This is a genomic window from Halomonas qinghailakensis, assembly GCF_025820815.1.
Lineage (GTDB): Bacteria > Pseudomonadota > Gammaproteobacteria > Pseudomonadales > Halomonadaceae > Vreelandella > Vreelandella qaidamensis.
On record NZ_CP096973.1, the window covers coordinates 2,860,172 to 2,885,932 of the forward strand.

At 52.6% G+C, this 25,761-nt stretch carries 17 protein-coding genes; 14 read left to right on the top strand and 3 right to left on the bottom strand.

Features of this window, described 5'->3' with window-relative positions; all coding sequences use genetic code 11:
* Positions 1-121: 121 nt before the first annotated feature.
* The 5 genes from M0220_RS13210 to M0220_RS13230 all read left to right on the top strand — a co-directional run bounded on the left by M0220_RS13210 (position 122) and on the right by M0220_RS13230 (position 9,485).
* On the top strand, positions 122-1,378 hold the full coding sequence (locus M0220_RS13210; protein WP_264017872.1) for a YdgA family protein: 1,257 nt from the start codon (positions 122-124) through the stop codon (positions 1,376-1,378).
* Positions 1,379-1,529: 151 nt separating this feature from the next.
* Positions 1,530-4,037, top strand: coding sequence for an endopeptidase La (lon, locus tag M0220_RS13215; RefSeq protein ID WP_264017873.1), 2,508 nt, complete (start codon positions 1,530-1,532; stop codon positions 4,035-4,037).
* Positions 4,038-4,191: 154 nt separating this feature from the next.
* Complete coding sequence (locus M0220_RS13220) at positions 4,192-6,357, top strand: methyl-accepting chemotaxis protein (RefSeq protein ID WP_264017874.1); 2,166 nt, start codon at positions 4,192-4,194, stop codon at positions 6,355-6,357.
* Between the two features lie 147 nt (positions 6,358-6,504).
* Positions 6,505-8,349, top strand: a complete 1,845-nt coding sequence (ilvD, locus tag M0220_RS13225; RefSeq protein WP_264019231.1) for a dihydroxy-acid dehydratase — start codon at positions 6,505-6,507, stop codon at positions 8,347-8,349.
* An 83-nt stretch (positions 8,350-8,432) separates the two neighbouring features.
* Positions 8,433-9,485, top strand: a complete 1,053-nt coding sequence (locus M0220_RS13230) for an oxidoreductase (protein WP_264017875.1) — start codon at positions 8,433-8,435, stop codon at positions 9,483-9,485.
* 197 nt (positions 9,486-9,682) lie between these two features.
* Here M0220_RS13230 and nudE read toward each other — a convergent pair whose 3' ends face one another.
* Complete coding sequence (gene nudE / locus M0220_RS13235) at positions 9,683-10,297, bottom strand: ADP compounds hydrolase NudE (protein WP_030071830.1); 615 nt, start codon at positions 10,295-10,297, stop codon at positions 9,683-9,685.
* Positions 10,298-10,367: 70 nt separating this feature from the next.
* Here nudE and yrfG point away from each other — a divergent pair, with 70 nt between their 5' ends.
* The 9 genes from yrfG (at position 10,368) to rsd (ending at position 20,425) form a co-directional block, all read left to right on the top strand.
* Positions 10,368-11,045, top strand: a complete 678-nt coding sequence (yrfG, locus tag M0220_RS13240; RefSeq protein ID WP_264017876.1) for a GMP/IMP nucleotidase — start codon at positions 10,368-10,370, stop codon at positions 11,043-11,045.
* Positions 11,045-11,434, top strand: a complete 390-nt coding sequence (gene hslR, locus M0220_RS13245; RefSeq protein ID WP_030071834.1) for a ribosome-associated heat shock protein Hsp15 — start codon at positions 11,045-11,047, stop codon at positions 11,432-11,434. Before yrfG ends, hslR begins: the two co-directional genes overlap by 1 nt.
* Before the next feature lie 136 nt (positions 11,435-11,570).
* On the top strand, positions 11,571-12,446 hold the full coding sequence (hslO, locus tag M0220_RS13250; RefSeq protein WP_264017877.1) for an Hsp33 family molecular chaperone HslO: 876 nt from the start codon (positions 11,571-11,573) through the stop codon (positions 12,444-12,446).
* A gap of 311 nt (positions 12,447-12,757) precedes the next feature.
* Positions 12,758-14,314 carry a phosphoenolpyruvate carboxykinase gene (locus M0220_RS13255; protein WP_030071838.1) on the top strand — a complete coding sequence of 519 codons (1,557 nt, stop codon included), beginning with the start codon at positions 12,758-12,760 and terminating at the stop codon, positions 14,312-14,314.
* A 122-nt stretch (positions 14,315-14,436) separates the two neighbouring features.
* Complete coding sequence (gene msrB / locus M0220_RS13260) at positions 14,437-14,934, top strand: peptide-methionine (R)-S-oxide reductase MsrB (RefSeq protein WP_030071840.1); 498 nt, start codon at positions 14,437-14,439, stop codon at positions 14,932-14,934.
* Between the two features lie 201 nt (positions 14,935-15,135).
* Positions 15,136-17,523, top strand: a complete 2,388-nt coding sequence (locus M0220_RS13265) for a Tex family protein (protein WP_030071842.1) — start codon at positions 15,136-15,138, stop codon at positions 17,521-17,523.
* A gap of 142 nt (positions 17,524-17,665) precedes the next feature.
* Positions 17,666-19,306 (top strand): glutamate--cysteine ligase, encoded by a 1,641-nt coding sequence (gene gshA, locus M0220_RS13270; protein WP_030071843.1) that lies wholly within the window; start codon positions 17,666-17,668, stop codon positions 19,304-19,306.
* Positions 19,303-19,803 (top strand): disulfide bond formation protein B, encoded by a 501-nt coding sequence (locus M0220_RS13275; RefSeq protein WP_030071844.1) that lies wholly within the window; start codon positions 19,303-19,305, stop codon positions 19,801-19,803. Before gshA ends, M0220_RS13275 begins: the two co-directional genes overlap by 4 nt.
* A gap of 133 nt (positions 19,804-19,936) precedes the next feature.
* Positions 19,937-20,425, top strand: a complete 489-nt coding sequence (gene rsd, locus M0220_RS13280) for a sigma D regulator (RefSeq protein WP_264017878.1) — start codon at positions 19,937-19,939, stop codon at positions 20,423-20,425.
* Between the two features lie 1,001 nt (positions 20,426-21,426).
* Here the strand turns inward: rsd and M0220_RS13285 are convergent.
* Positions 21,427-24,501 (bottom strand): efflux RND transporter permease subunit, encoded by a 3,075-nt coding sequence (locus M0220_RS13285; protein ID WP_264017879.1) that lies wholly within the window; start codon positions 24,499-24,501, stop codon positions 21,427-21,429.
* Positions 24,485-25,594: an efflux RND transporter periplasmic adaptor subunit gene (locus tag M0220_RS13290; protein WP_264017880.1), complete on the bottom strand. Its 1,110-nt coding sequence runs from the start codon at positions 25,592-25,594 to the stop codon at positions 24,485-24,487. Before M0220_RS13290 ends, M0220_RS13285 begins: the two co-directional genes overlap by 17 nt.
* Positions 25,595-25,761: the final 167 nt, after the last annotated feature.

The following is a 25,761-nucleotide window of genomic DNA, read 5'->3' on the forward strand; positions in this document are numbered from 1 at the left end:
AGTACAAGAAAGCAGATGAATTACTTATATAATAATGAATGGATTCGGATAATTACTAAAAACTGATTACGCAACGTCGGTGGCGAACGTCTCCAATCGAGGGGGTGTTCAAGGAGATCGCATGCGCAAGGAACGACTGATCGTCCCTATTCTCGCGGCCCTGGCGGTGGCGTGGATGGTGGCGCAACTGCTATCGAGTATTTTGTTTGAACGCAGCCTTCGCCAAGCATTAGAAGATTTAGAAGCACGAGGCGAGTGGCGAGTTAGTCGGACGGAGAGCCGCCAAGGGTGGCTAACGTCTCAGGGAAAGCTGCTTTTATCGCCCTTGTTAGGGCGGCCATGGCGACTAGAACTCACTTACCGTGCGCGTCATGGCGCATTAAGTACTGATGTTGAAGGAACGCTTCTGCCCCGTTTAGACAGCGTTTTGCAAAAAGCCGTGGGCGAAGTCTCTGCACCGTCCATTCCACGTTGGCAAGGGCGCTACCACACGGTAAGCGGCCATAGCGAACTGCGTTTAGCGCTGGCTCCCTTTGTGATTCAACAAAACGGCCGTGAATTATCGGTCCGTGGAGCCAGAATGCGTCTGGAGGGCGTATTTGGTGATTGGCGGTTGCGCGCGCTGCTTGATCAGCTCACGTTAACCGATGGCCCCGCTCAGCTGACGATGGGGCCTTCCTCCCTTGAAAGCCGTTATACCTATATTGACGATGCCTATCATTTTGCTCAACGCGACCACCTGCATGTTGAGTCGTTATCGCTTCACTATCCTGCTTATGATATTCACCTTTCGCCACTCGATGTTCACAGCCACATGGTGCTCGATGAACAAGAGCTTCGTCTCAATGGCGAGCTAATCATTGGCGAAGTTAGCGTTCCTAGTGAGGCTCCTGATACGCCGCTATTAAGTGGCCGAATACACGCGGAACTTTCACGTTTAAATGCAGATGCCGTGCGCGAAACGTTCTTACAACTGCGCCAGGAAGCCGCGTGGGGTGATGCCAGTCTTCCCATGGCGGAAGGGTTATTGGTTCGTTTGGCCCCCAATTTGATGGGGGTGTTACATGACTCACCTCGCTTAGACATTACAACAGTGGCGATCGAGAGCCCACTCCTAGGCATCACTGTTAATGCGGATGGCGCACTCTTTTTTGATGCGCGTCGGCTTGATGAGCTGACTATAACAGAGTTGACTACACCAGAAGAGCGCGCCCGCTGGCTAGATCGTGTTGATGGTGATTTTACCTGGTACGATGCACCTACCGTGGCAGCTCTTTGGCTAGGGCTTCCCCTTGGTACGCGAGAATTGGAGTTTGACGTGATTCGTGGTGAATGGCGTGTTAATGGGCGTCCTATGCCTCAACTTTGGCCTCAATAAGTCTCTAGTCTCTTTGCTTTATAGCTTTGTATCAGCCCTCTCTATCAGCCCTCTCTAATGGTGTTAAGGGTTGAAGTTTCTACTGTGTGCCCACATCCCTTAAACATTATTAAGCGGACTGATCCGCTAGCTATTGTTATGGGAGAGGCGCATGAGCGACCAGGATTACGACCGCGATCACGAGCACTTAGATTGGCTGACGGATGAAGAGTCCGACGCGCATCAAGAGCACGGTGAAGAACCACGTACTGACGATCCACGTACTGATGATCCGCGTACTAATGATGGTAGTGAAGATCATCGTTCAGACGGTGAGAAAGTTAATTCGCTAGTGCCCGCCAGCGATATGCTTCCAGAGCGTATCTATCTGTTGCCGATTCATAATCGACCATTTTTCCCTGCTCAGGTACAGCCGCTGGTTATCAACCGCGAGCGCTGGGAAGAAACCATGCGCCGCGTGGGTAACACACCTCATCACACCATTGGTGTTGCCTTTGTTGGCGAGCAGGGCGTTGATTCTCTAAATCATGATGATTTTCCCGAGATTGGCACAGCAGTTAAAGTGCATAAACTCCAAAGCGAAGATCAACAAATCCAGTTTATCGCGCAAGGGGTTAAGCGTTTTAAAATTCAGCGTTGGCTGTCTAAAGAGCCGCCGTATCTGGTGGAAGTCAGCTATCCTAAAGAGCCAGTAGATGCTGAAAATGAAGAAACCCGTGCCTATGCAATGGCGATCATTAATGGCATCAAAGAGCTGTTGCCGATTAATCCGCTTTATGGCGAAGAGCTAAAGCATTACTTGAACCGCTTCAGTCCACATGAACCTGGCCCTCTGACAGACTTCGCAGCTGCTATAACGTCTGCCAAAGGCCCTGAGTTGCAGGATGTATTGGCCACGCTGTCAGTGGCTGAGCGAATGCATAAAGTACTCCCCCTGCTACGCAAAGAAATCGATGTTGCCCAGTTGCAAAGTGAAATCAGCGAGCAAGTTAATGCTCAAATGCAGGAACGGCAGCGCGAATTCTTCTTGCGTGAGCAGCTTAAAGTTATTCAGCGAGAGCTGGGGATTTCAAAAGACGACCGCGAAAACGATGTAGATACGTTTAGGAACCGCCTAGAGTCGCTGGTGGTACCGGAGCGCGTTCAAGCGCGTATCGATGATGAGCTTAATAAACTCAGCGTGCTAGAAACCGGCTCGCCAGAGTACGGCACTACTCGTAACTATCTTGACTGGCTCACCTCGTTACCTTGGGGCGTTACCAGTCAGGATAAGCTCGATTTGGCCCATGCCAGGGAAGTCCTCAACCGCGATCACGATGGCTTACAAGACGTGAAAGAGCGGATTATTGAGTTTCTGGCCGAAGGAACTTTTAAAGGCGACGTGGGTGGCTCGATTGTATTGCTGGTTGGCCCGCCTGGGGTCGGTAAAACCTCGATTGGACGCTCTATTGCTGAAGCTTTAGGCCGTGAGTTCTATCGGTTTTCGGTAGGTGGCATGCGCGATGAGGCTGAAATTAAAGGGCATCGCCGTACTTACGTGGGCGCAATGCCCGGCAAGCTAGTGCAGGCGTTTAAAGAAGTTGAAGTCGAAAACCCAGTGATCATGCTCGATGAGATTGATAAGTTAGGCCAATCGTTTCAGGGTGATCCTGCATCAGCACTGCTTGAGGTGCTAGATCCCGAGCAAAACGTCGACTTTCTGGATCACTATCTCGATGTGCGCATGGATCTTTCCAAAGTACTGTTCTTGTGCACCGCCAATACGCTGGACTCGATCCCAGGGCCGCTGCTTGATCGTATGGAGCAGATCCGTCTGTCAGGTTATATCGCAGAAGAAAAGCTACAGATCGCTAAGCATCATCTATGGCCAAAGCTTCTGAAACGCGACAATTTGCCGAAAAAACGTATTAACTTAACGGATGCCGCGCTCAAGCAGGTGATTGATGGCTATGCCCGTGAGGCGGGTGTTCGCCAGCTTGAAAAGCAGCTGCATCGTATTGTTCGTAAGGCAGCAGTGAAGCTTCTCGAAGAGCAGGTAGAAACGGTAAAAATTTCGGTTAAAAACCTGGAAGAATTCCTGGGAGCACCGCTTTTCCGCAAAGAGAAAGTGCTGAAAGGCGAAGGCGTTGTTACCGGTCTTGCTTGGACTTCCATGGGAGGCGCAACACTGCCTATTGAAGCGGGCAAAGTCCATGCGCTGGATCGTGGCTTTAAACTTACCGGCAAGCTTGGCGATGTGATGAAAGAGTCCGCCAATATTGCTTACAGCTACACGCTGGGCCACCTGCAAGAGTATGGTGCCGATGCCGACTTCTTTGACTCAGCGTTTGTGCATCTTCACGTGCCCGAAGGGGCAACGCCCAAAGACGGCCCGTCGGCTGGGGTCACGATGACCACGGCATTGCTTTCGCTGGCTAAGCATCAGGCGATTAATCGCCCCTTGGCAATGACGGGTGAATTGACCTTAACCGGTCAAGTCTTACCGGTGGGGGGAATTCGGGAGAAAATTATCGCCGCACGCCGCAGCGATATTTTTGAAGTGATACTTCCAGAAGCCAATAAACGCGATTACGAAGAGCTTCCCGATTATTTGAAAGAGGGAATGACGGTGCATTTTGCGAACCGCTATCGTGATGTTGCCAATGTGGTTTTTACGTAGGCTCTTCAATCGAACGTAAAAAAAACAACCGTTTAGTTAAGGCGCCGCACCGAAGAGTGCGGCGCTTTTGCATAGTTATTTAGTGGTTAAATTCCCTTGCAACACGGGATAATAGGAGCAAATCAAAATTAAAAAAGCCCCTGGGAGTTTCTGAATGCGCAATAACCAACCCGTCACTCAGCGTGAGTACACGCTTGATGACGAAGCTGTACTGATCTCACGGTCTGATTTAAAAGGCAATGTAACGTACGCGAACGCGGCGTTTGTAGAGATAAGCGGCTACACCCGTGATGAGTTAATGGGAGCGCCCCATAGTTTAATTCGCCACCCTGATATGCCTGAAGCAGCCTACGCTGATTTCTGGAAAACGATTCAGTCAGGGGCGACGTGGCAAGGAACGGTTAAAAACCGCCGTAAAAACGGTGACTACTATTGGGTGAATGCTACCGTCGCTCCGCTCCGAGATGGTGATCGCATTGTGGGGTACACCTCGGTACGTCGTAAGACAACGGCCAGCAGTATTGCGCTAGCTGAAACGGTTTATAAAGAAATGCGAGAGAAGGGTAAGTCTCGCCACTATGTATTGGCGCAAGGCGTACTTAAACGTCGCGGATTAGGGGGCATTCTTAAAAGCTTTCAGTTTACCAGTTTAAGAGCCAAGCTAACCGGTATGGTGGTCACGTCGCTGGTTTTGTTAGGGCTAGCCGGAGGCTTAGGCATGTACGGTTTAATGGTCTCTGGCGAGCGCTTGGAGTCGCTAAATCGGACGGGGCTTGAGGCGGTTGCTAATCTTCAACGTCTTGAACGTCAAGTAGGGCAGGTGGTGGCCCTGTTAGAACCCGCCGTTCGCAACCCTCGCCGTGTTGACATAGACGCGGTTGCTGGGTCTGTTGACGAGTACTCCCTGTCAATCCAAACGCTTTGGGATGGCTACCGCACCGACAGCAACGCTAGCACCGAGCGTCAGCAAGCGTTTGCGTCCACGCTTTCTGCCTGGAGTGCCAGCGTGATCACCACGCTTAACGCAATCCGTGATGCCAATGGTTTTGCGGCTTTCGAAGCCTTTAATGATGGCGTACAGCCCACCACTGAGCAGCTGCGAGAAGGCAGTAGCGAGTTAGTCAGTAACGAACGGGCCAATGCTCAGGCGCTGGTTGAATTGGCGCAGCAGGGCCGCCAGAAAATGTTGATTGCCCAAGTGGTGCTGGTGGCTATTGGTTTATTACTGATGGTGGGGCTTAGCAGCATCATTTTACGGTCGGTGCTGCGCAGTGTGGAAGGTGCACGTCATATTACGTTCCAAATTGCGGCAGGTAATCTAGCTGCTCGTGAACGTCGAGAAGGCAAAGATGAATTAGGCGCATTGCTTTACTCGCTGGATACCATGCGTTTTAGTCTTGCCAGCATTGTAGGGGAAGTTGAGCATCGCGTGTCCGTCGTCACTCCCGCAGTTCAGCAAATTGCTGCAGAAAATGAGGAGCTGGCATCACGCACCGAACAGCAAGCCTCCTCGTTGCAGCAAACGGCGTCTAGCATGGAAGAGATGACCTCGACGGTACAACAAAATACCGAGAGTGCCCGTCAAGCAACTGAGTTAGCGATGCAGAATACATCGAGCACTCGCGACACCCGTGAACAAATGCAGCAGTTGGTGGCAAGAATGCAGCGTATTGCTCAAAGCGCTGAAAAAATGACCGAAATGATCAGCGTCATTGATGGAATTGCTTTCCAAACCAATATTCTAGCGCTGAACGCTTCTGTTGAAGCCGCTCGTGCTGGCGAGCATGGTCGTGGTTTTGCCGTTGTAGCTAGCGAGGTTCGCAACTTGGCTAGCCGTAGTGCTACAGCAGCCCAAGAAATTCGTAAGATGATTGATAGCACAACCCAAGAAGTTAGTAGTGGTCGCGGTGCTGTCGAGCAGGCTGAACGTGCTATCGACGATGTCATGCAGCAGGTTAGTCGTGTTAGCGAGCTCATGGAGTCGATTAGCACCGCGTCTAGCGAGCAAAGCAGCGGTATCGGACAAATCAATTCAGCGATTGCGGAGATGGACAGCGTTACTCAGCAAAATGCCACCAAGGTACAAACGATTGCAGCGTCTGCTGATAATTTAGCCCTAGAAACGTTTGAGCTAGCGAATGTGGTTGACGCTTTCCGTTTGGAAGGCGCGCAGGAAGAAAATATTCAGGTTGCTCGGGAAAAGCTACAGCAGGTTAATCAAGCGCAGCGTAAAGCATCGCTACGCTTGCCTTCACGCAATAGCTCCGCAGCGCGAGGCCTGGCTAATCAAGATGACTCACAGCAATGGGAAACGTTTTGATTTTGGTGGATAACCGCTGAGCAGGGCACGGCGGTTGCCCTCACCATCTAGTCTACGCGTTGCGCTCATGCCACAATCTAAGGCCGCTGGATTCACTTGCCTGCCGCCAAGAATGCGGTAGGCCATGATAAAGATGTAGAGGACACCATGCCCGAGTATCGCTCCCGTACGACCACCGCTGGCCGCAATATGGCCGGTGCCCGCGCCTTGTGGCGCGCCACTGGTATGAAAGACGACGATTTTCACAAACCCATTATTGCGGTGGCGAACTCGTTTACCCAGTTTGTGCCGGGTCATGTCCACTTAAAAGATATGGGCCAGCTGGTTGCGCGTGAAATTGAAAAAGCAGGTGGGGTAGCGAAAGAGTTCAATACTATCGCGGTAGATGACGGTATCGCGATGGGCCACGATGGCATGCTCTACTCATTGCCCAGCCGCGACATCATCGCCGATAGCGTTGAGTACATGTGTAATGCCCACTGTGCCGATGCGCTGGTGTGTATTTCCAACTGCGACAAAATCACCCCAGGAATGTTGATGGCGGCTATGCGTCTCAATATTCCGGTGATTTTCGTGTCAGGTGGACCCATGGAAGCGGGTAAAACCAAGTTATTAGATCACGGTCTCGACTTGGTTGACGCCATGGTGATGGCGGCTGACGACAGCGTTGACGATGAAACCCTTGCCGAAGTTGAGCGTAGTGCGTGCCCCACCTGTGGAAGCTGCTCGGGTATGTTTACCGCCAACTCGATGAACTGTTTGATGGAGGCGCTGGGGCTGGCGCTGCCGGGGAACGGTACCGTGCTGGCGACCCATTCTGATCGTCGGCGGTTATTTGAAAACGCTGGCCACCGCATTGTGGAACTGGCCAAGCGCTACTACGAATGTGAGGAAACCCACCTACTGCCACGTGCGATTGGCAATAAGGCTGCGTTCAAAAATGCCATGACGTTAGATATCGCCATGGGGGGGTCTACGAATACGATATTGCACCTGCTGGCAGCAGCCCAGGAAGCGGAAGTCGACTTCACTATGTCGGATATCGACCGCCTTTCCCGGGAAGTGCCACAGCTATGTAAAGTGGCCCCCAATACCCAGAAATACCATATCGAAGATGTTCATCGTGCCGGTGGCATTATGGCGATTTTGGGTGAGTTAGATCGTGCTGGTGTACTGGATACCTCGGTACCAACGGTTTATGGCGATAGCTTAAAAGCAGCGTTGGAAGAGTGGGATATTATGCGCTCGCCAAGCGCTGAAGTAGTTGAGTTCTTCAAAGCAGGCCCTGGTGGTGTGCCGACCCAAACCGCTTTCTCGCAAAGCACCCGCTGGCCAAGCCTCGATGGTGATCGCGCTACTGGCTGTATTCGCGACCTAGCCCATGCATTTTCAACAGAAGGCGGCTTAGCGGTACTGTATGGCAATATCGCTCTCGATGGCTGTGTGGTTAAAACCGCAGGCGTTGATGACTCGATCCTCGTGTTTGAAGGCAAAGCCCACGTCGTGGAGTCCCAAGACCAGGCCGTAGCCAACGTATTGGATGGTAAGGTCAAAGAGGGCGATGTCGTGGTGATTCGCTACGAAGGTCCTAAAGGCGGCCCTGGCATGCAGGAAATGCTCTATCCGACCTCTTATTTAAAATCCAAAGGGCTGGGAAAAGCCTGCGCACTGCTGACCGATGGCCGCTTTTCGGGCGGCACTTCTGGTCTTTCTATTGGCCATGTCTCTCCTGAAGCTGCGGCGGGTGGCGCGATTGGTCTAGTAGAGCAGGGTGATACCATTTTGATCGATATTCCGAATCGCACGATTAATGTGCAGCTACCTGATTCCGTGCTGGCAAAACGCCGTGAAGCCATGGAAGCCAAAGGCAAAGACGCCTGGAAGCCCGTTGAACAGCGCCCGCGTAAGGTCACACCCGCTCTAAAAGCGTATGCGCTACTGGCAACGTCTGCGGACAAAGGTGCGGTTCGCGATCTTTCCAAACTCGACTAGTCGCTATGCTGGCTCAGCCTGTGACCGCTTACACAGGCTGAGCCATACCCAAATGCAAACCGTCAACACGACTAAGGAATGCCATGAAGGCAATTATTAACGTTGGCCTCGTTGGCTATGGATTTGCAAGTAAAACGTTTCATGCGCCGCTTATTCAGGCAACGGAAGGCCTTGATTTAGTGGCAGTATCCTCCAGTAATGCCGCCAAAGTGCAGGCTGATTTAGATGTTGAGGTTGAACGCCAAGCGCTGGCGCTGTGTCAGCGTAGCGATATTGACCTTATCGTTATTCCAACGCCTAACGACACCCACTTTTCGTTAGCTAAGACCGCGTTGATGGCGGGCAAACACGTGGTGGTGGATAAGCCTTTTACCGTGACGCTCTCAGAAGCCAAACAGCTAAAAGCGCTAGCGATTGATAAAGAGCGTTTGGTATCTGTATTTCATAACCGCCGCTGGGATAGCGACTTTCTCACCGTTAAAGCGTTGTTAGAAGGCGGTACGTTAGGGCGCATTACCGGCTTTGAGTCGCGTTTTGATCGTTTTCGGCCAGAGGTGCGCGATCGCTGGCGCGAAAAAGCCATGCCCGGTGGTGGCATTTGGTATGACCTAGGCCCGCATTTGCTTGACCAAGTCTGCGAGCTGTTCGGAATGCCGAACGCTATTCTACTAGACCTAGGTGTGCGCAGAGACGGCGCTAAAGCTGATGATGATTTTCTGGCACTGTTGGAGTACGACGGTTGCCGCGTCAGCCTCAGTGCTGGCACCCTGATGGCTGAATCAACACCCCGTTTTCGTATTCATGGAACAAAGGGCAGCTATCTTAAATACGGCTTAGATCCTCAAGAGGACCGCTTAAAAGCCGGAGAAACACCAACGTCTAAGTGGGGTGAGGACTCGCCAGGTACGCTGACCCTACGCGAAGGCGACGGTGAAGATGCGCCGCTGGCAAGCCACGAGCACGTCACACAGGCGGGTGACTATCTCGCTTATTATCACGGCGTGGCCGCGGCGATACGCGATAAAACACCGTTGCCCGTGGATATTGAAGACGCGCTGCGCAGCATGGTGCTGTTAGAAGCTGGCCTAGACAGCCACCGCCAACGGCGTTGGATACCGCTTAAGCACCATTTGTAAACACCATTTGTAAGCACCGGCGGCGGCCCAGTGTTGGGAGAAATTCTCTGCCACTGGGCGTCGTTCCGCCGCCTTCTGCGGGTGCCGCCTGCGCTCGTTCCTCGCGATCTTCGTTACCACGCGCTACATAACCCACTGAATTTATAGGTATTTTAGTGCGGTGTGAGCGTCAGCGTACCCGCAAAGGCAGCGCGGTTTTACAACAAATCCATTGCGTTATCGCGTTTCTCTTCGCGTAGCTTATCTCTTGCGATATAGAGTGCGGCGATGGCGCGGGCTTCGTGGAAGTCGTCGCGTAATAACAGTGCCGGTAGTTCTTCAATGGCGTGGGTTTCAACTATTAATGGCTCTGGCTCGTCGCCTGGCAGGCGCTTGGGGTAAAGATCGGTAGCCATCAGCACCTGCATACGGTGGCGCATGTAGTTGGGCGCTAACGAAAGCTCCACCAGTGGTTCAATCCGGCGCGCGCCAAAGCCACACTCTTCCATCAGCTCACGGTTGGCAGCGGTGACAACATCCTCACCAGGATCAACCAGACCCTTCGGCAGCGTCAGCACATAATCTTCAAAGCCAGCGGCATATTCGCGAATAAGCAGCACGTGTTCTGGATCGGGCATGGCAATGATCATAACCGCACCACGATCAGCGCCAGTTAAGCGTTCAAACTGGCGCTCTTCGCCATTAGAAAAGCGTAAATCAAGCGATTCAATATGGAATAAACGACTCTTGGCGACGCTCTCCCGCGCTAAAATCTGTGGCTTTCGTGGGTAGCCGGTATGGGTGTCGTCAGGTGATGATTCGTAGTTAGACATCATGCCTCCGTGGCTGCAAAAAACGGGTTACGCTACAATAGCATGCTTATTCTTTCAGACTGGAGCGGCAATGATTGATTGGCGCGAGATCGATACTGTCCTACTTGATATGGACGGCACGCTGCTGGATCTGCATTTCGATAGCCATTTCTGGCTAGAGCACTTGCCAAAACGCTATGTTGAACTTCATCAACTGGATATCGCGAGCCAAGAAACACTGCGTGCCCGTATTATTGGTGAGCAGGGGACGTTGAACTGGTACAGCCTCGCCTACTGGAGCCGTGAGCTTGGCGTCGATATTGTGGCACTGAAGCGTGAAGTGCAGCATCTTATTGGCCTGCGCAGTGATGCACTCGACTTTTTAACCTGGCTGAAGCAAGCCCACCCCCGCGTGGTATTGGCCACCAACGCTGACCGTGCCAGCCTTGCGCTTAAATTGCCGCTGACAGGGTTGGAAAACTATCTCGATGCCATCATCTCATCAGAAGACGTCGGGGCCGCCAAAGAAGAGCAAGCCTTCTGGTTTGCGCTTCAAGAACGTGAGCCATTTGACCCGGCGCGTACGCTATTCATCGATGACAACGCCAACGTGCTCGAAAGTGCCCGTGAATTTGGTATCAAACACTTGCTAGGCATCAAGCAGCCCGATAGCCAGCGGCCTGAGAAAGAGCTGCAAGCGTTTATCGCCCTAGACCGATTTGCCCAACTGCTGCCAAGCAACCTGCCAGGGCAGCGAGGAGAGCGTTAATGAGCGAGAGCGTTCGCTTAGATAAGTGGCTATGGGCCGCGCGGTTTTTTAAAACCCGTGCCCTGGCTAAAAAAGCCATAGAAGGTGGCAAAGTTCACTATGATGGTGGCCGCGCAAAAACTAGCAAAAATGTTGAGCTAGGGGCGATCATTCGTGTTCCTCAGGGGTGGGACATTTTTGAGGTGGAAGTAGTCTCGCTTTCTGACCAGCGTCGCGGTGCACCAGAAGCGCGTAAGCTTTACGCTGAAACTGAAGACAGTGTACAGCGTCGTGCTAAAGAGACCGAAGCGCGCCGCCTTACCAATGAGGCAATGCAGCACCCGCTTAAACGTCCTGATAAAAAACAGCGCCGTGATATCCAGCGTTTTCAGCGCCAACAAGGCGATTAAGCACGCGCTTATGCGTTATGCCGGTAGGCTCTCCTCTCTCTTTTTCTACCTGTCGCTTTAAACTATTGTTTTGAACCGTTGCTTCGGCCTGTTTCTTTGACCTGTTTCTTTGACCTATTTCTCTGATGGTTTCCTTATGTCTGATCAAATCCAACGTTTTATGTTTGACCAAACCAATGTGCGTGGTGAAATCGTCACGCTTAGCACGGCCTATCATGAAGTGCTTGATCGCCACGCCTACCCGCCAGCGGTTAATGAGCTGCTAGGTGAGTTACTGGCTGCGGTTGCTTTATTGACCGACACTGTAAAACTAGATGGCACGCTGAGCATTGAGGTGCGTGGCCAAGGGTCGCTCGCACTATTAATGGCAGAGTCCAACCCCGGGGGCGAGCTGCGTGCCATTGCACGCATTGCTGAAGACGCGGTATTGCCCAGCGAACATGCCAACTTTAAAGAGCTGGTGGGCGAAGGCCAAATTATGATTACTCTCGACCCACGGGAAGGGCATCGCTATCAGGGTATTGTTGCGCTTGACCACGATACGCTAGGCGGCTGCCTGGAAGCCTACTTCGCCCAGTCAGAGCAGCTACCCACGCGCCTATGGCTGGCGGCTGATGGTGACCGTGCAGGTGGGTTGCTGCTGCAACGTTTGCCCGATGCGTCACAAAATCAAGATGTCGACGCCTGGGAACGTAGCGTGCATCTTGCCGACACCATTAAAGCGGAAGAGCTTTTAGGGCTGGAGCAGCGCGAGGTGCTGTATCGGCTTTATCACGAAGAAACAGTGAGAGTATTTGAGCCGAAGGCGCTGCGCTTTGGCTGCACCTGTTCGCGGGAGCGAATGAGCCATGCGTTATACACGCTTGGAGAAGAGGAACTGCGCGATATTTTGCGTGAAGAGGGAGCAATCGATACCCAATGCCACTTTTGCCACACGAAATATCACTACACGGCCGCGGATATTGAAATTTTATTAGAAAACCCAGACGCACCACCGCCGGTGATTCACTGATTCTGTAGTCGTAGATGTTCGCAAAGAAATTGGGCTGTGTCGCGCGCGGCACTAGTCATAGCAAAGCATATGAGTTACGTGTTAAACGTATGTTTGAAATAAATACTGCGCTGCAACACAAAATGTAGTGCCAGTGTAGTAGTTTAACTACAAGATATTTGGTCAAAGCCCCGTTTCCTGTGGGCGTTCTTTTTGCCATAATGCGCCGGACTTCAGCGCACTCAGCCCGTAGTTATTGGAAACAATACCGGGCTGAGATGATTTCTCAAGGCGTCGGCGACGCCCGGTAAATTCGAGACCCAGGAATCGACATGACCACGACTCAAGCCGCTCTCCAAGCCCACGTTAATCTTAGCAGCGCCGAACTTATCGAGCGCGCCGTGGCCCGTGGTGAAGGCCGCCTGTCGGCTAACGGTGCGCTGGTGGTAAACACCGGCCTGCGCACAGGGCGTTCACCTAAAGATCGCTATATCGTCGACGAGCCATCCACTCGCGATAGCATCGACTGGGGCAGCGTGAATCGCCCGTTTGATGCTGAAAAATTCTCAGCGCTTTGGGCTCGTGTAGAAGATTATCTGGGTAGCCGTGAGCATTTCGTGGCTGAGCTGCATGTAGGCAGCGATAACACGCACTACTTGCCCGTCCGTGTGTCCACTGAAACCGCTTGGCAAAATCTGTTTGGCCGCACTATGTTCGTGCGTCCGCAGGTTTACAACACTGCGGCTAAAGAAGAGTGGACGATTCTGAACGCAGCGGGTTTTGAGTGTGACCCAAGTCGCGACGGCACCAACTCTGATGGCTGTGTCATCATCAACTTTGCCGAGCGCAAAGTGCTGATTGCTGGTATGCGCTACGCTGGTGAAATGAAGAAAGCCATGTTCTCGGTGCAGAATTACCTGTTGCCAGAAGCCGACGTATTGCCGATGCACTGCTCTGCGAACGTGGGTGAAGACGGTGAAACCTGCCTGTTCTTCGGTCTCTCGGGTACTGGTAAAACCACACTGTCTGCAGATCAGGCTCGTTACCTGATTGGTGATGATGAGCACGCCTGGGGCGATGGCATTGTGTTCAACATGGAAGGCGGCTGCTACGCCAAGTGTATCGACCTTTCTGAGAAGAACGAGCCGGTTATTTGGAACGCCATTAAGTTTGGTACCGTGCTGGAAAACGTTGTTCTTGATGATCGTCGTGAGCCTGATTACGCCGATGACAGCCTGACGCAGAACTCCCGTGCTGCTTACCCACTAGAGCACGTTGAGAAGCGCGTACCGGAAAATCTGGCCGGCGAGCCGAATGCCATTGTTTTCCTGACCTGCGATATGTCCGGTGTTCTGCCGCCCGTGTCGGTTCTTTCTAAAGAAGCCGCTGCGTATCACTTCTTGTCTGGCTACACCGCGAAAGTGGGCTCGACTGAAATGGGCTCTTCAGAAGGCTTGGCCGCTACGTTCTCTACTTGCTTTGGTGCACCCTTCTTCCCGCGTCCGGCGCGTGAATACGCTGACTTGCTTATCAAGCGGGTTGAGAAGAAAGATGCTCAGGTTTATCTCGTCAACACCGGTTGGACAGGTGGTGCCTACGGCGAAGGTGGCTCGCGTTTCTCTATCCCGACGACGCGCGCTATTATCAGCGCTATTCAGTCTGGCATGCTGCGCGATGTTGAAACCAAGCTTGTTGAAGGTTTAAACCTGCAAGTGCCGGTAGCGGTGCCAGGTGTAGACTCTAGCCTGCTCAATCCTCGCGAAACGTGGGCAGACAAAGATGCTTACGATCGTCACCTGCAAGACCTTGCTACCAAATTCGTTGATAACTTCAAGAAGTTTGAAGGTGTTAATGACGCAATTATCAAAGCAGGCCCGCAGTTAACCTAATTTGCACATCTGAGGGGAAGTTGTCGAACGTTTGGACAACTAAGTAGTCAGAGTGGGGCAGCGCGAAAGCGCTGCCCCATTTTTATTATTTAGTCCCCTTACTTTTTTGATGGGAGTTATGGATGAAGCGTCGACACTTTTTAGGTCTTGCTGGTTTGACCGGGCTAGTGGGTGTTATTCCTGGCGTATCGTTTGGCTTCCCTCGCTTGAATCTTGAGGCAGCTCCAGGTCTTGAAAAGCTTGAGTTAAGCGAAGACGAATGGCGTGAACGCTTATCCGATGAAGCGTTCAACGTGCTGCGTAAAGAAAGGACCGAGTATGCGTTTTCCAGCCCTCTTGATGAAGAAGAAAGGGAAGGCGAATACCGCTGTGCAGGGTGCGATCTGCTGCTGTTCACTAGTGCAATGAAGTATGACTCGCGCACTGGGTGGCCGAGCTTTTTTGAGCATGTCGAAGGCCACCTACTGACCAAATTAGATTTCAAAATGATATGGCCCCGCACTGAATACCACTGCGCCCGCTGCGGCGGCCACCAAGGCCACGTCTTTGGTGATGGACCAGAGCCCACTGGCTTACGCTGGTGCAACAACGGCGACGCATTACGGTTTGTGCCCGCGTAAGGTTCTCCCACGAATGCTGCGGTGCCAGGTGGGTTGGCGTGCGACGGGGCGGCAGCGCCGCCGCAGGTGCAACATGTAGCGCTGCCAGGGTGGTGGGTGTATTTCCGGGCAGCCTTTCCCACTGTGGCCAATTCATGCCAGTAACGTGCGATTGTGGTACCTTGTCGGCACCTCGAATGCTGCATGAGCTAGTTGCACGTTATGGATGTCAAACAACGTATTATTTTACGCTTAGCCACTGAGCTAAACGTACGACCTGAACAGGTCTCCGCCACGGTAGAGCTTCTGGATGGTGGCGCTACCGTGCCATTTATTGCCCGTTACCGTAAAGAGGTAACAGGCGCCCTTGATGATAGTCAGCTGCGTCAGTTAGATGAGCGTCTGCGCTATTTGCGCGAGTTGGAAGAGCGCCGTGACGCTGTACTGTCAGCTATTGATGAGCAAGGCAAGCTGGATGCCTCTCTAAAAGCGTCCATTCAGGCAGCCGAAACCAAGCAGCGCCTGGAAGATTTATACCTGCCATTTAAGAAAAAGCGCCGCACCAAAGCACAAATCGCCCGTGAAGCAGGGCTAGAGCCACTGGCTGATGCCCTACTGGATAACCCTGCGCTTAACCCTGAAAGCGAAGCAGCGCAGTACCTGCGTCCTGCCGAAGGTGATATTCCCGCCATTGAAGATGCCAAAGCTGCCCTGGATGGTGCTAAGCAAATTCTCATGGAGCGCTTCGCTGAAGACCCCGAGCTAATCGGTCGTCTTCGTGAACGGTTATGGCAAGAGGGCGAATTAAGCGCCCGCGTGCTTGATGGCAAACAGCAGGAGGGTGCGAAGTTTTCTGATTACTTTGAACATGACGAAAAGCTCGCTAAAGTACCTTCACACCGTGCGCTTGCCATGTTCCGTGGCCGCAATGAAGGCATTTTAAGCCTGTCAATTCGCTTGCCTGGTGAAGAGGACGCGCCGATTCACCCAGCCCAAGTGGCTATTGCCAAACAAGTAGGAATTAGCGATGAAGGACGTCCCGCTGACAAATGGTTGAGTGAAGTTGTGCGCTGGACGTGGCGTGTAAAACTCTACACTGCGCTTGAAACCGAGCTGCTGGGACGTCTGCGCGAGCAGGCAGAGCTAACCGCTATCGACGTATTTGCTGCTAATTTGAAAGATCTTTTGTTGGCAGCGCCTGCTGGGCAGAAGGTCACCTTAGCTATTGACCCAGGCTTAAGAACCGGCTGCAAAGTGGCGGTGGTGGATGCGACTGGGCAGTTTATCGACCAAGCGACGATTTACCCCCATGCGCCACAGAATCGCTGGGATGAATCGCTTAATGTGCTCGCTAAATTGGTTAAGCAGCACGGTGTTCAGCTGATTGCCGTGGGCAATGGCACGGCCAGTCGTGAAACTGACAAGCTAGCAGGCGATCTGCTGAAAGCACTAGCACCCGAGCACCGGTTAAGTAAAGTGATGGTGTCTGAGGCAGGGGCGTCAGTTTATTCAGCGTCGGAATACGCCTCTCGCGAGCTGCCGGATCTTGATGTCACCATACGTGGTGCTGTCTCTATTGCCCGACGCCTGCAAGACCCGCTGGCAGAGCTGGTAAAGATTGAGCCGAAATCTATTGGCGTTGGTCAGTACCAGCACGATGTTTCCCAAGTGCAGCTCTCACGCAGTCTAGAAGTCGTGATAGAAGATTGTGTTAACGCGGTGGGGGTCGATCTCAACACTGCCTCTAGTGCGCTGCTTTCTCGCGTTGCTGGGTTAAGTGCTGCCATTGCTGAAAATATTGTTGCCCAACGTAACGTTCAAGGGGCTTTCAAAAGCCGTAAAGAGCTGTTGGAAGTTAGTCGTCTTGGGCCAAAAACATTTGAGCAGTGTGCTGGTTTTTTGCGTATCAGTAATGCCGAAAACCCGCTTGATGCCAGTGCCGTTCACCCCGAGGCTTACACCCTGGTAGAGCGTATCGCCAAGCAGAACAGCCGTGATATTAAAGGGCTGATTGGTGATAGTGCGACGCTAAAAGCACTGAAACCCGCCGATTTCGCCGATGAGCGTTTTGGTGTTCCTACCGTCAGCGATATTCTCAAAGAACTGGATAAGCCTGGCCGTGACCCGCGCCCTGAGTTTAAAGCGGCTGAATTCCGTGAAGGCGTCGAAACACTTAAAGATCTGACGTTAGGCATGGTGCTGGAAGGAACGGTTACTAACGTGACCCACTTCGGAGCTTTCGTCGATGTGGGCGTTCACCAAGATGGACTCGTGCATATTTCAGCGCTGTCGGATCGTTTTATTGATGATCCACGTAGCATCGTGAAAGCAGGCGATATCGTTACTGTTAAGGTGATGAGCGTAGATATCCCCCGCAAGCGGGTAGGCCTTTCAATGCGTTTGGATGATGAGCCAGAGCAGGCGCAAACAGCATCAAGTTCCACCAACGACGAGCCTCGCAAGCCTGTGCGTAGTAGCCAACGGTCGGCTAGTGCTGGGCAGAATGGTCGCGGACAGAGCGGTCAACGCCAAGGCGGAAAGCCCAGCGAAGCACCTGCTGCCATGGGCGCGCTCGGCGCAGCCCTGCTTAAAGCAAAGCAGGGCAAATAGTCGCGCGTCTTGAATATTTAACGGTTGCCGCCATATCCTGCTTTCTATTCTTGGTAAAAAAACGTAATAAACCACATGGCGAAGCCAACTGAATTCAACAAGGCCTGCTTTAAGCAGGCCTTACTAACAAGGAGTGTTCACCTTGTCTGAACCTCTCACTGTGCCATCTGCGCTGACCGCTCAGGTAGACCGTTTGCTTCCCAGTGCGCGCTTAGGGCGTTTAGGCCGCCTGCGTCGCGGTTTGGAAAAAGAGGGCCTACGCGTTGACGCTAACGGCCATATTGCTCAAACACCGCATCCGTACGCGCTGGGTTCGAAATTAACCCACCCACATATCACTACGGACTACTCCGAAGCACTACTGGAATACATCACACCAGTGTATTCAGAGCCAAAGGAAGCATTGGCCTTTTTATCCGACCTGCACACATTTACTTATCACCACTTAGAAAACGAGTGGATCTGGCCAGGCAGTATGCCGTCGCGACTTTCCGGTAACGATAGCGTCCCGATTGCCGACTACGGTAGCTCCAATGTGGGCACAATGAAGCATGTTTACCGTAAAGGGCTAGATGTGCGCTATGGCCGTATTATGCAGGCTATTGCTGGAGTGCATTACAACGTATCGCTACCAGAAGATATGTGGCACGCCTTACGTGAGCTTGAAAAAGCCACCAACATCCCTTTTAACGATTACCGCTCTACGCGCTACTTCGGCATGATTCGGCATTTTCGTCGGCATAGCTGGCTGCTGCTTTACCTATTCGGTGCATCACCCGCCATCGATAAAAGCTTTTTACCGACAGGCAACGTGCCAGAAAAACTTCAGTCGCTGAGCGATGACACTTATTACGCCCCCTATGCGACCACGTTGCGTATGTCGGATTTGGGTTACCAGAACAAAGTGCAGTCACAGCTTAAGATCTGCTTTAACTCGCTGTCTAATTACGTTAATACGTTGCGGCACGCTATTTCAACGCCGTGGCCAGATTATGAAAAATTGGGCGTGAAGAACGGTGATGAGTGGCAGCAGCTGAATGCCAATATTTTGCAGATTGAAAACGAATACTATAGCGATATCCGTCCCAAACGAGTTGCTAAGCATAACGAAACGCCCAGTCAGGCGCTTGAAGCGCGAGGGGTAGAGTACATCGAAGTGCGCTGCCTGGATCTCAATCCATTTGATCCGTTGGGTGTCACTGAAGACCAAATGCGTTTTGTGGATACATTCTTAATGTGGTGTCTATTAAGCGATAGCCCATGGATTTCAGACGAAGAGTGCGACCGCTTAGACGACAATCGTCGCTTAGTGGTAGAGCGTGGGCGTGACCCTGCGTTAAGCCTAGTGCACAACGGCAAAGCAACGTCTGTTCGCGAGTGGGGTGAACAAATTTTTGCTGAAATGGCCGAGGTGGCACGTCTGCTAGACGCGGTAGAAGAAGACGCTCCTCATGCCGCGGCATTGGCTGGGTTAGCACCACTGCTGAAAGATCCATCGCTGACTCCCTCAGCACAATTGCTGACGCGTCTTGAAGCGGGCAATGGCTCACTTAGCGATACGCTGTTGCACTTAGCTCAAGAGCAGGCCAACAAGCTTAAATCTACGCCCATGCTGCGTTCTCGTGAGGCACTACTTGCTCAGTTAATCGAAACCTCACACCAACAGCAGCACGATATTGAAGCGGCTGATCAAGAGAGCTTTAGTGAGTTTCTAAGCACTTATTTTGCCAAAGCGCGTGAATCCAGAGTGCTGTCGGCTATTTCACCAGAGGATGGTCAATGACCTCATTAGCTGTACGCCCCATCGCGTTAGCGGGGTTTGTCTTTTGTGTATTGATGATGGCAGTTGCCTTAGGGCTTGAGCATATTATGGGCCTGGAACCCTGTCCGCTGTGTATTTTTCAGCGGGTAGCGGTCATAGCTACTGGGTTAGTATTAGCTATTGCCGCCCTTCATAACCCTAACGGTGCACTAGGCAAAGCTATTTATGGTGTGCTCGGACTAGCCGCAGCGGGCACTGGCGCTTTTATTGCAGGTAGGCATGTATGGCTTCAGGGGTTGCCCGCCGATGAAGTGCCGACGTGTGGGCCTGGTCTTGAGTATATGATGGATATACTACCCATGCAGGAAGTGGTTGCTATGGTGCTTACGGGCTCAGGAGAGTGCGCTGAAATCGACTTTATGTTCCTGGGACTGTCACTGCCTGCCTGGACCTTAATCGGCTTTTTATTGCTTGCTATCGCACCTCTACGTATTCTATGGGGTGTAAAGAAATATTAAAAAAGTGCTAAGGTTAGAGCCGGTTGATTGGTATCTTTTTATTAAGTAAATCGTACCCGCCAGGATTGACAGGTGACTAAGGACGCGCGAGTCTAACCCTGTTGAAGGCGGCTATAAGCAAGGAGAAGGCCCCATGCTCGAAGATTGCAAAAATGCCCTGGAGCGCTGGGGAGGCGTGCACAGTTTGATTGATCGCTGGCTTGATCAGCGTCGCTCGTTACTGGTCAGTTTTATTGAACTGAAGGAAGCCTGCGATGCCGAACTAGAAGCGATTAGCAAAGCACGCATTGATACCTTTAGTGAACTGCTGATGGACTACATCAGCGCTGGGCACTTCGAAATTTATCCCCAGCTTGCTGAAGAAGCCAAGGCATTTGACGACGAGAACGCATTACATATTGCTGCAAAACTTCTCGAGCGTTTAGAAATGTCAACGGCCATGGTGCTGGAGTTTGATGAAGACTTTGCCTCACCGGTGCGCTGTCAACAGAATCTAGTGCGTCTGCCTGCTTGGATCGACCGCTTAGCGAAAGGTTTAGCAGAACGCTTCGCCCTGGAAGATCAGCTAATTGCCCGCCTTCACGCCGCCCACAGCCCTCAGCAGATGAAGTCGCCTGCTTAATTATTCTTCAATATCCATAATGATAGGGAGCTTTAGCTCGCGATGATTCAAACTACTATGCCTGGGCGTCCCAAAGGCGGCTGCGCTGCCATCGCCCGCTGAAGCGGCCTTCTACAATAGAATAGCGGCACGGTGTTTTGTAGGAGGGAGCTTTAGCTCGCGATAATTCAAACTACTATGCCTGGGCGTCCCAAAGGCGGCTGCGCCGCCATCGCCCGCTGAAGCGGCCTCCTACAACAGAATAGCGGCACGGTGTTTTGTAGGAGGGAGCTTCGCGATGATTCAAACTACTATGCCTGGGCGTCCCAAAGGCGGCTGAGCCGCCATCGCCCGCTGAAGCGGCCTCCTGCAACAGAATAGCGGCACGGTGTTTTGTAGGAGGGAGCTTTAGCTCGCGATAATTCAAACTACTATGCCTGGACGTCTCAAGGGCGGCTGCGCCGCCATCGCCCGCTGAAGCGGCCTCCTACAACAGAATAGCGGCACGGTGTTTTGTAGGAGGGAGCTTTAGCTCGCGATGATTCAAACTACTATGCCTGGACGTCCCAAAGGCGGCTGCGCCGCCATCGCCCGCTGAAGCGGCCTTCTACAATAGAATAGCGGCACGGTGTTTTGTAGGAGGGAGCTTTAGCTCGCGATGATTCAAACTACTATGCCTGGGCGTCCCAATGGCGGCTGCGCCGCCATCGCCCGCTGAAGCGGCCTTCTACAATAGAATAGCGGCACGGTGTTTTGTAGGAGGGAGCTTTAGCTCGCGATAATTCAAACTACTATGCCTGGGCGTCCCAAAGGCGGCTGCGCCGCCATCGCCCGCTGAAGCGGCCTCCTACAACAGAATAGCGGCACGGTGTTTTGTAGGAGGGAGCTTCGCGATGATTCAAACTACTATGCTGGGCGTCTAAAGGGCGGCTGCGCCGCTATCGCCCGCTGAAGCGGCCTCCTACAATAGAATAGCGGCACGATGTTGTGTAGGAGGGAGCTTTAGCTCGCGATGATTCAATTCACACCTCGCGCCTTAGCTTACCGCCTATCACTAGCATGCAGGGGGTTAATAAGAGTGTCAGGGCAGTGGCGAAAGTAAGGCCGCCTGCAATCGCGCTGGACATTTGTGTCCACCACTGGGCGGAAGGGGCGTTAAACCCTAATGCGGGGGCAAAGAGGTTAACGTTGATGCCCAGCACCATGGGCATTAATCCCAGCACGGTGGTAATGGCGGTGAGAAGCACTGGACGCAGGCGCAGGGTGCCTGCTTCCAATGCTGCTTCTGCTGGGGTCATACCCTGGCCGCGCAGTTCGTTATAGGTGTCGATCAAGACGATATTGTTATTCACCACAATACCCGCCAAGGCGATAACGCCCATGCCGACCATGACAATGCCAAACGCTTGGCCAGTAATAAGTAGCCCCATCAAAACGCCCGCGGTGGAAAACACAATGGCCGATAGCACTAGTGCTGCTTGATAGTAGCTATTGAACTGTGTCACCAGAATCAGCGCCATTAATCCAATCGCAACCAAGAAAGCACTAATCAAGAACTGCATGGATTCCTGCTGATCCTCTTGTTCACCCGCCACATTAACCATCAATCCATCGGCAAGCTGGCCTTGTCCTGCATCCAGTAGTGCCCGCAACCGCTCGTCTGCTAAATAGCCAGGTGCTAAATCTGCCTCAACGGTAATGGCGCGACGTCCATCAATTCGATTTAGGGTGCCCACTTTGGGGGCGGGTGTAATCTCCACAAAGTGAGCAATTGGCACTTGACCACGTGACGTGTTAATCGTCAGGCGCTCAAGCTGATTCAGTGTTCGCCAGTGCTCAGGCAAGCGCACGCGAATATCCACCTCATCGGTAACCGTGGGCGGGCGATAGTTGGCGACTTGAAGGCCAGTGGTTAGCAGTTGCACAGCACTACCAATAGTGGTGATGTCGGTGCCCATGCGGGCTGCGGCTTCTCGGTTAACCTTTACTTGCCATTCCACCCCCGGCAGGCTGCGGTTATCCTGTATGTCGGTAAAACCGCCTAGCTCGCGCATTAGGGCAGTAATTTGGTCAACCCCGGCGTTGGCAATGTCTGGATCAGTAGCGCTGACTTCCAGAACAATCGGCTTACCGCCGCCAGGCCCCATCTCCTGTTCGCGAAACTCTAGGGTAATGCCTGGCAAGTCCTCTGTGCGCTCGGCCATATCCGCCAAAATAGTGCGGGCCGGACGACGTTGATACCAGTCGATAAACTGAAACTGCAGTATCCCCACGACATCATTGCCTATTTGCTGGTCGGGCACCGCGAAAGAGCGTGCATAAAGGGCTTCAACTTCTCCCATACTGCCCAAGCGAGCTTCTACCCGCTGTAGGATGGCATCAGTTTCTTCGGCGGAAAAATCGCCGCGGGCACGTACCAGCACTTGAGCGCTGTCTGGTTCTACATTGGGAAAGAAATCAACACCATGATTGAAGCGTGCATAGCCGGTATACAGCAGCACAATGAAAAGCACCGCAAATACTAATACCCAAGCAGGGTGCTGCAACAAGCGTCCTAATACGTGGCGATAGCCGCGCCCAAGCGATGTGCCTTTATCAATAGGGCCTGCGCCAGCAGTAGCTGTGTGGGATGTGCGGGTAAACAGCCGACCCAGGGTAGGCAAGAAAACCAGCGCCATAGCGAGTGATGCAAGAAGGCATAAAATGACGGTGGCAGGGAGATACTTCATAAACTGGCCTACCACGCCTGGCCAAAACAGCAGCGGCACAAATACCGCAAGCGTTGTTGCCGTAGAAGCTATGACAGGCCAGCTCATGCGCGTCGCCGCATTCAGCCACGCCTGGTGGGGAGACTGTCCCTCATGCAGGTGTCGGTCTGCGAGTTCGCTGACTACAATTGCACCATCCACTAGCATGCCCGCTACTAAAATGAGCCCAAATAGCACTACGATGTTAAGGGTAAAGCCAAATGCCCAGATTAGTAGGATGCCGGTTAAAAACGCACCAGGAATGGTTAATCCTACCAATAACGCCATACGCCATCCCATGACCGCCACCACGACAATCAACACTAGTACCACGGCGGTGACGACGTTATTAAGTAGCTCAGAGAGCATATTTTGAACGGTGACCGATTCATCCAAAATCGTGGTGATACGCAGCTGATCCGGCAGCAGGTCATCCGCCTGGGCAAATCGCTCTCTTACTGCATCAATGGTGGCAATAATATTCGCCCCGGCGCGTTTGGAAATTTCCAGCACTACCGCCGGCTGGCCGTCAATGCGGGCAAATCCTTCAGGATCTTTGTAGGTGGGTAAAATCCAGGCAACGTCGCCAAACGTGACCACCTGATCGCCATCAACTTTTACTGGCATGTCCATGACATCGGTTAATGATTCGATAATGCCAGGTACTTTTAATGCTAACCGTCCAGCACCAGTATCCAAGCTGCCTGCAGCCACCAAGCGATTATTGCGTGAGATTTGATTAAACAGCGTATCGAAGTCAACGCCATAGCTTTCCAGCACCAGCGGATCAACGACAATTTCGAGTAAGTCCTCGCGATCGCCAGCAATGTCGACTTCTAAAATGTCGGCAATGCCCTCTATTTCCTCTTTCAAGCGACGTGCAATGGTCACCCGCTCCCGGGTGTCCAGCTCGCCGGAAAGGCCGATGCTTAGCACCGGAAACTCAGAGACATTCACCTCCATTACCCGCGGCTCGTCAGCTTCATCCGGTAAGCTACTGCGGGCAATATCTACCCGTTCACGCACATCCGAAAGCGCTGTGTCTGGGTCAAAGCCAGGATCAAACTCCAGTGTCACCGAGCCATGGCCTTCGCTAGATTGGGCGGTAAACTTGCGCAGCCCTTCAATACCGCGCAACTCTTGCTCCATTGGCCGAATCAGCAGGCGCTCGCCATCTTCTGGGCTAACGCCTTCCAACGACAATGCAACGTAGATAATCGGAATAGTAACGTCTGGGTTAGCTTCCTTCGGAATCATCTGCCAGGCAGTTGTACCCGCCAACAGAAGGCCAACCAAGAGCAGCAGGGTGGTTCGCGTGTGGGTTAGCGCCGCATTAATTAACTGACGCATGACCATCTTCCTGGGCAGGCTCACTTTCCTCGCGTGATACAGGTATCACGGTGTCGCCTGGGTTAACTAATCCCGCGCCCAGAGTGATCAGCTGTATACGATTGGGCAAGCCGGAAACGTAGGCGCGTTCGGTATCGGCACTCACCAGCTCAATGGCCGTTTGGGCAACGCGGTTATTCTCAACGACATGTTTGATGGCTAATTGGCCCTGATCATTGAGGCTGAAAAGTGCCGGAGACAAGGTATGAACCTGACGAGGGGGCAGCGTTATGGTGAATTCAGCGCTGCTCCCGGCTAAGCGTTGCCTGTCTGGATTGTCGAGTGTTACTTCCATATAGAATGTGCGAGTGGCTTCTACCGCACGGCTGCTAATGAAAGATACTTCGCCAGAGAGTGAGCGGCCATTGAGCAGTCGCGCAGTGACGGGTAAGCCAACGCTCAATTCGTCAATATGCTGTTGAGCAACCCAGGCAGTGCCGGTTAAGCGCCGGTCATCGATTAGCCGTGCCCACTCTTCGCCGGGTTGCAGTAAATCACCCAGTTCTACCTGGACTCTGTCTAGCACGCCCTCAAAGGGAGCGGTTGGTCGGGTATCGTTTAACTGCTTTTCCAACTGAGCGACCTGGGCTGCGCTGGCGCTTAATGCACTTTGCAGGCGCAGCAACTCTGGCTGAGAAATCAACTCACGGCGGCGTAGATTTTGAGCGCCCGCGTATTCCGCTTCAGCTAGCGCCAGCTCATCACGTGCTTGTTGTAGGCGTTGGGGCAGCGCGTCGTTGTCCAGTACCAGCAGTGTATCGCCTTGGCTGACGGTTTCTCCTTGGGCCACCGGTTTTTCTGCGACATAACCCGTCACGTTGGCGCGTAACAGTGTCTCTCTTTCCGCGGTTAGCTGGCCTTGCAGCACATGGTTAGGAATATAGGGCGCGCTCTGCTGGGTCATCACCTCTACACGAGGTGTTGAATCGCGTTCAATGGTGCCTGTCTCAGGCGGTGTGCTTTGAAAACGTTGAAAATCGCCAATTGCTAGCCATACCACAAGTGCCAGGACCAGTAAGCTAGCAAGCGCGTAAGAGTAAGGAATTCGTCGCATGGGGTAGTTATATCCGTATTAACCCAAAAATCACACAAGGTATGTCATGCAGAGAGGTAAGGCATGCCAAAAAGAGATAAAAAGAAGGTCGGCTTATTGACCAACACACCATAGCGCAACTGGCGTCTAGCAGCGAGTACCAAGCCACTGCGCGAATGGGTAGTAGT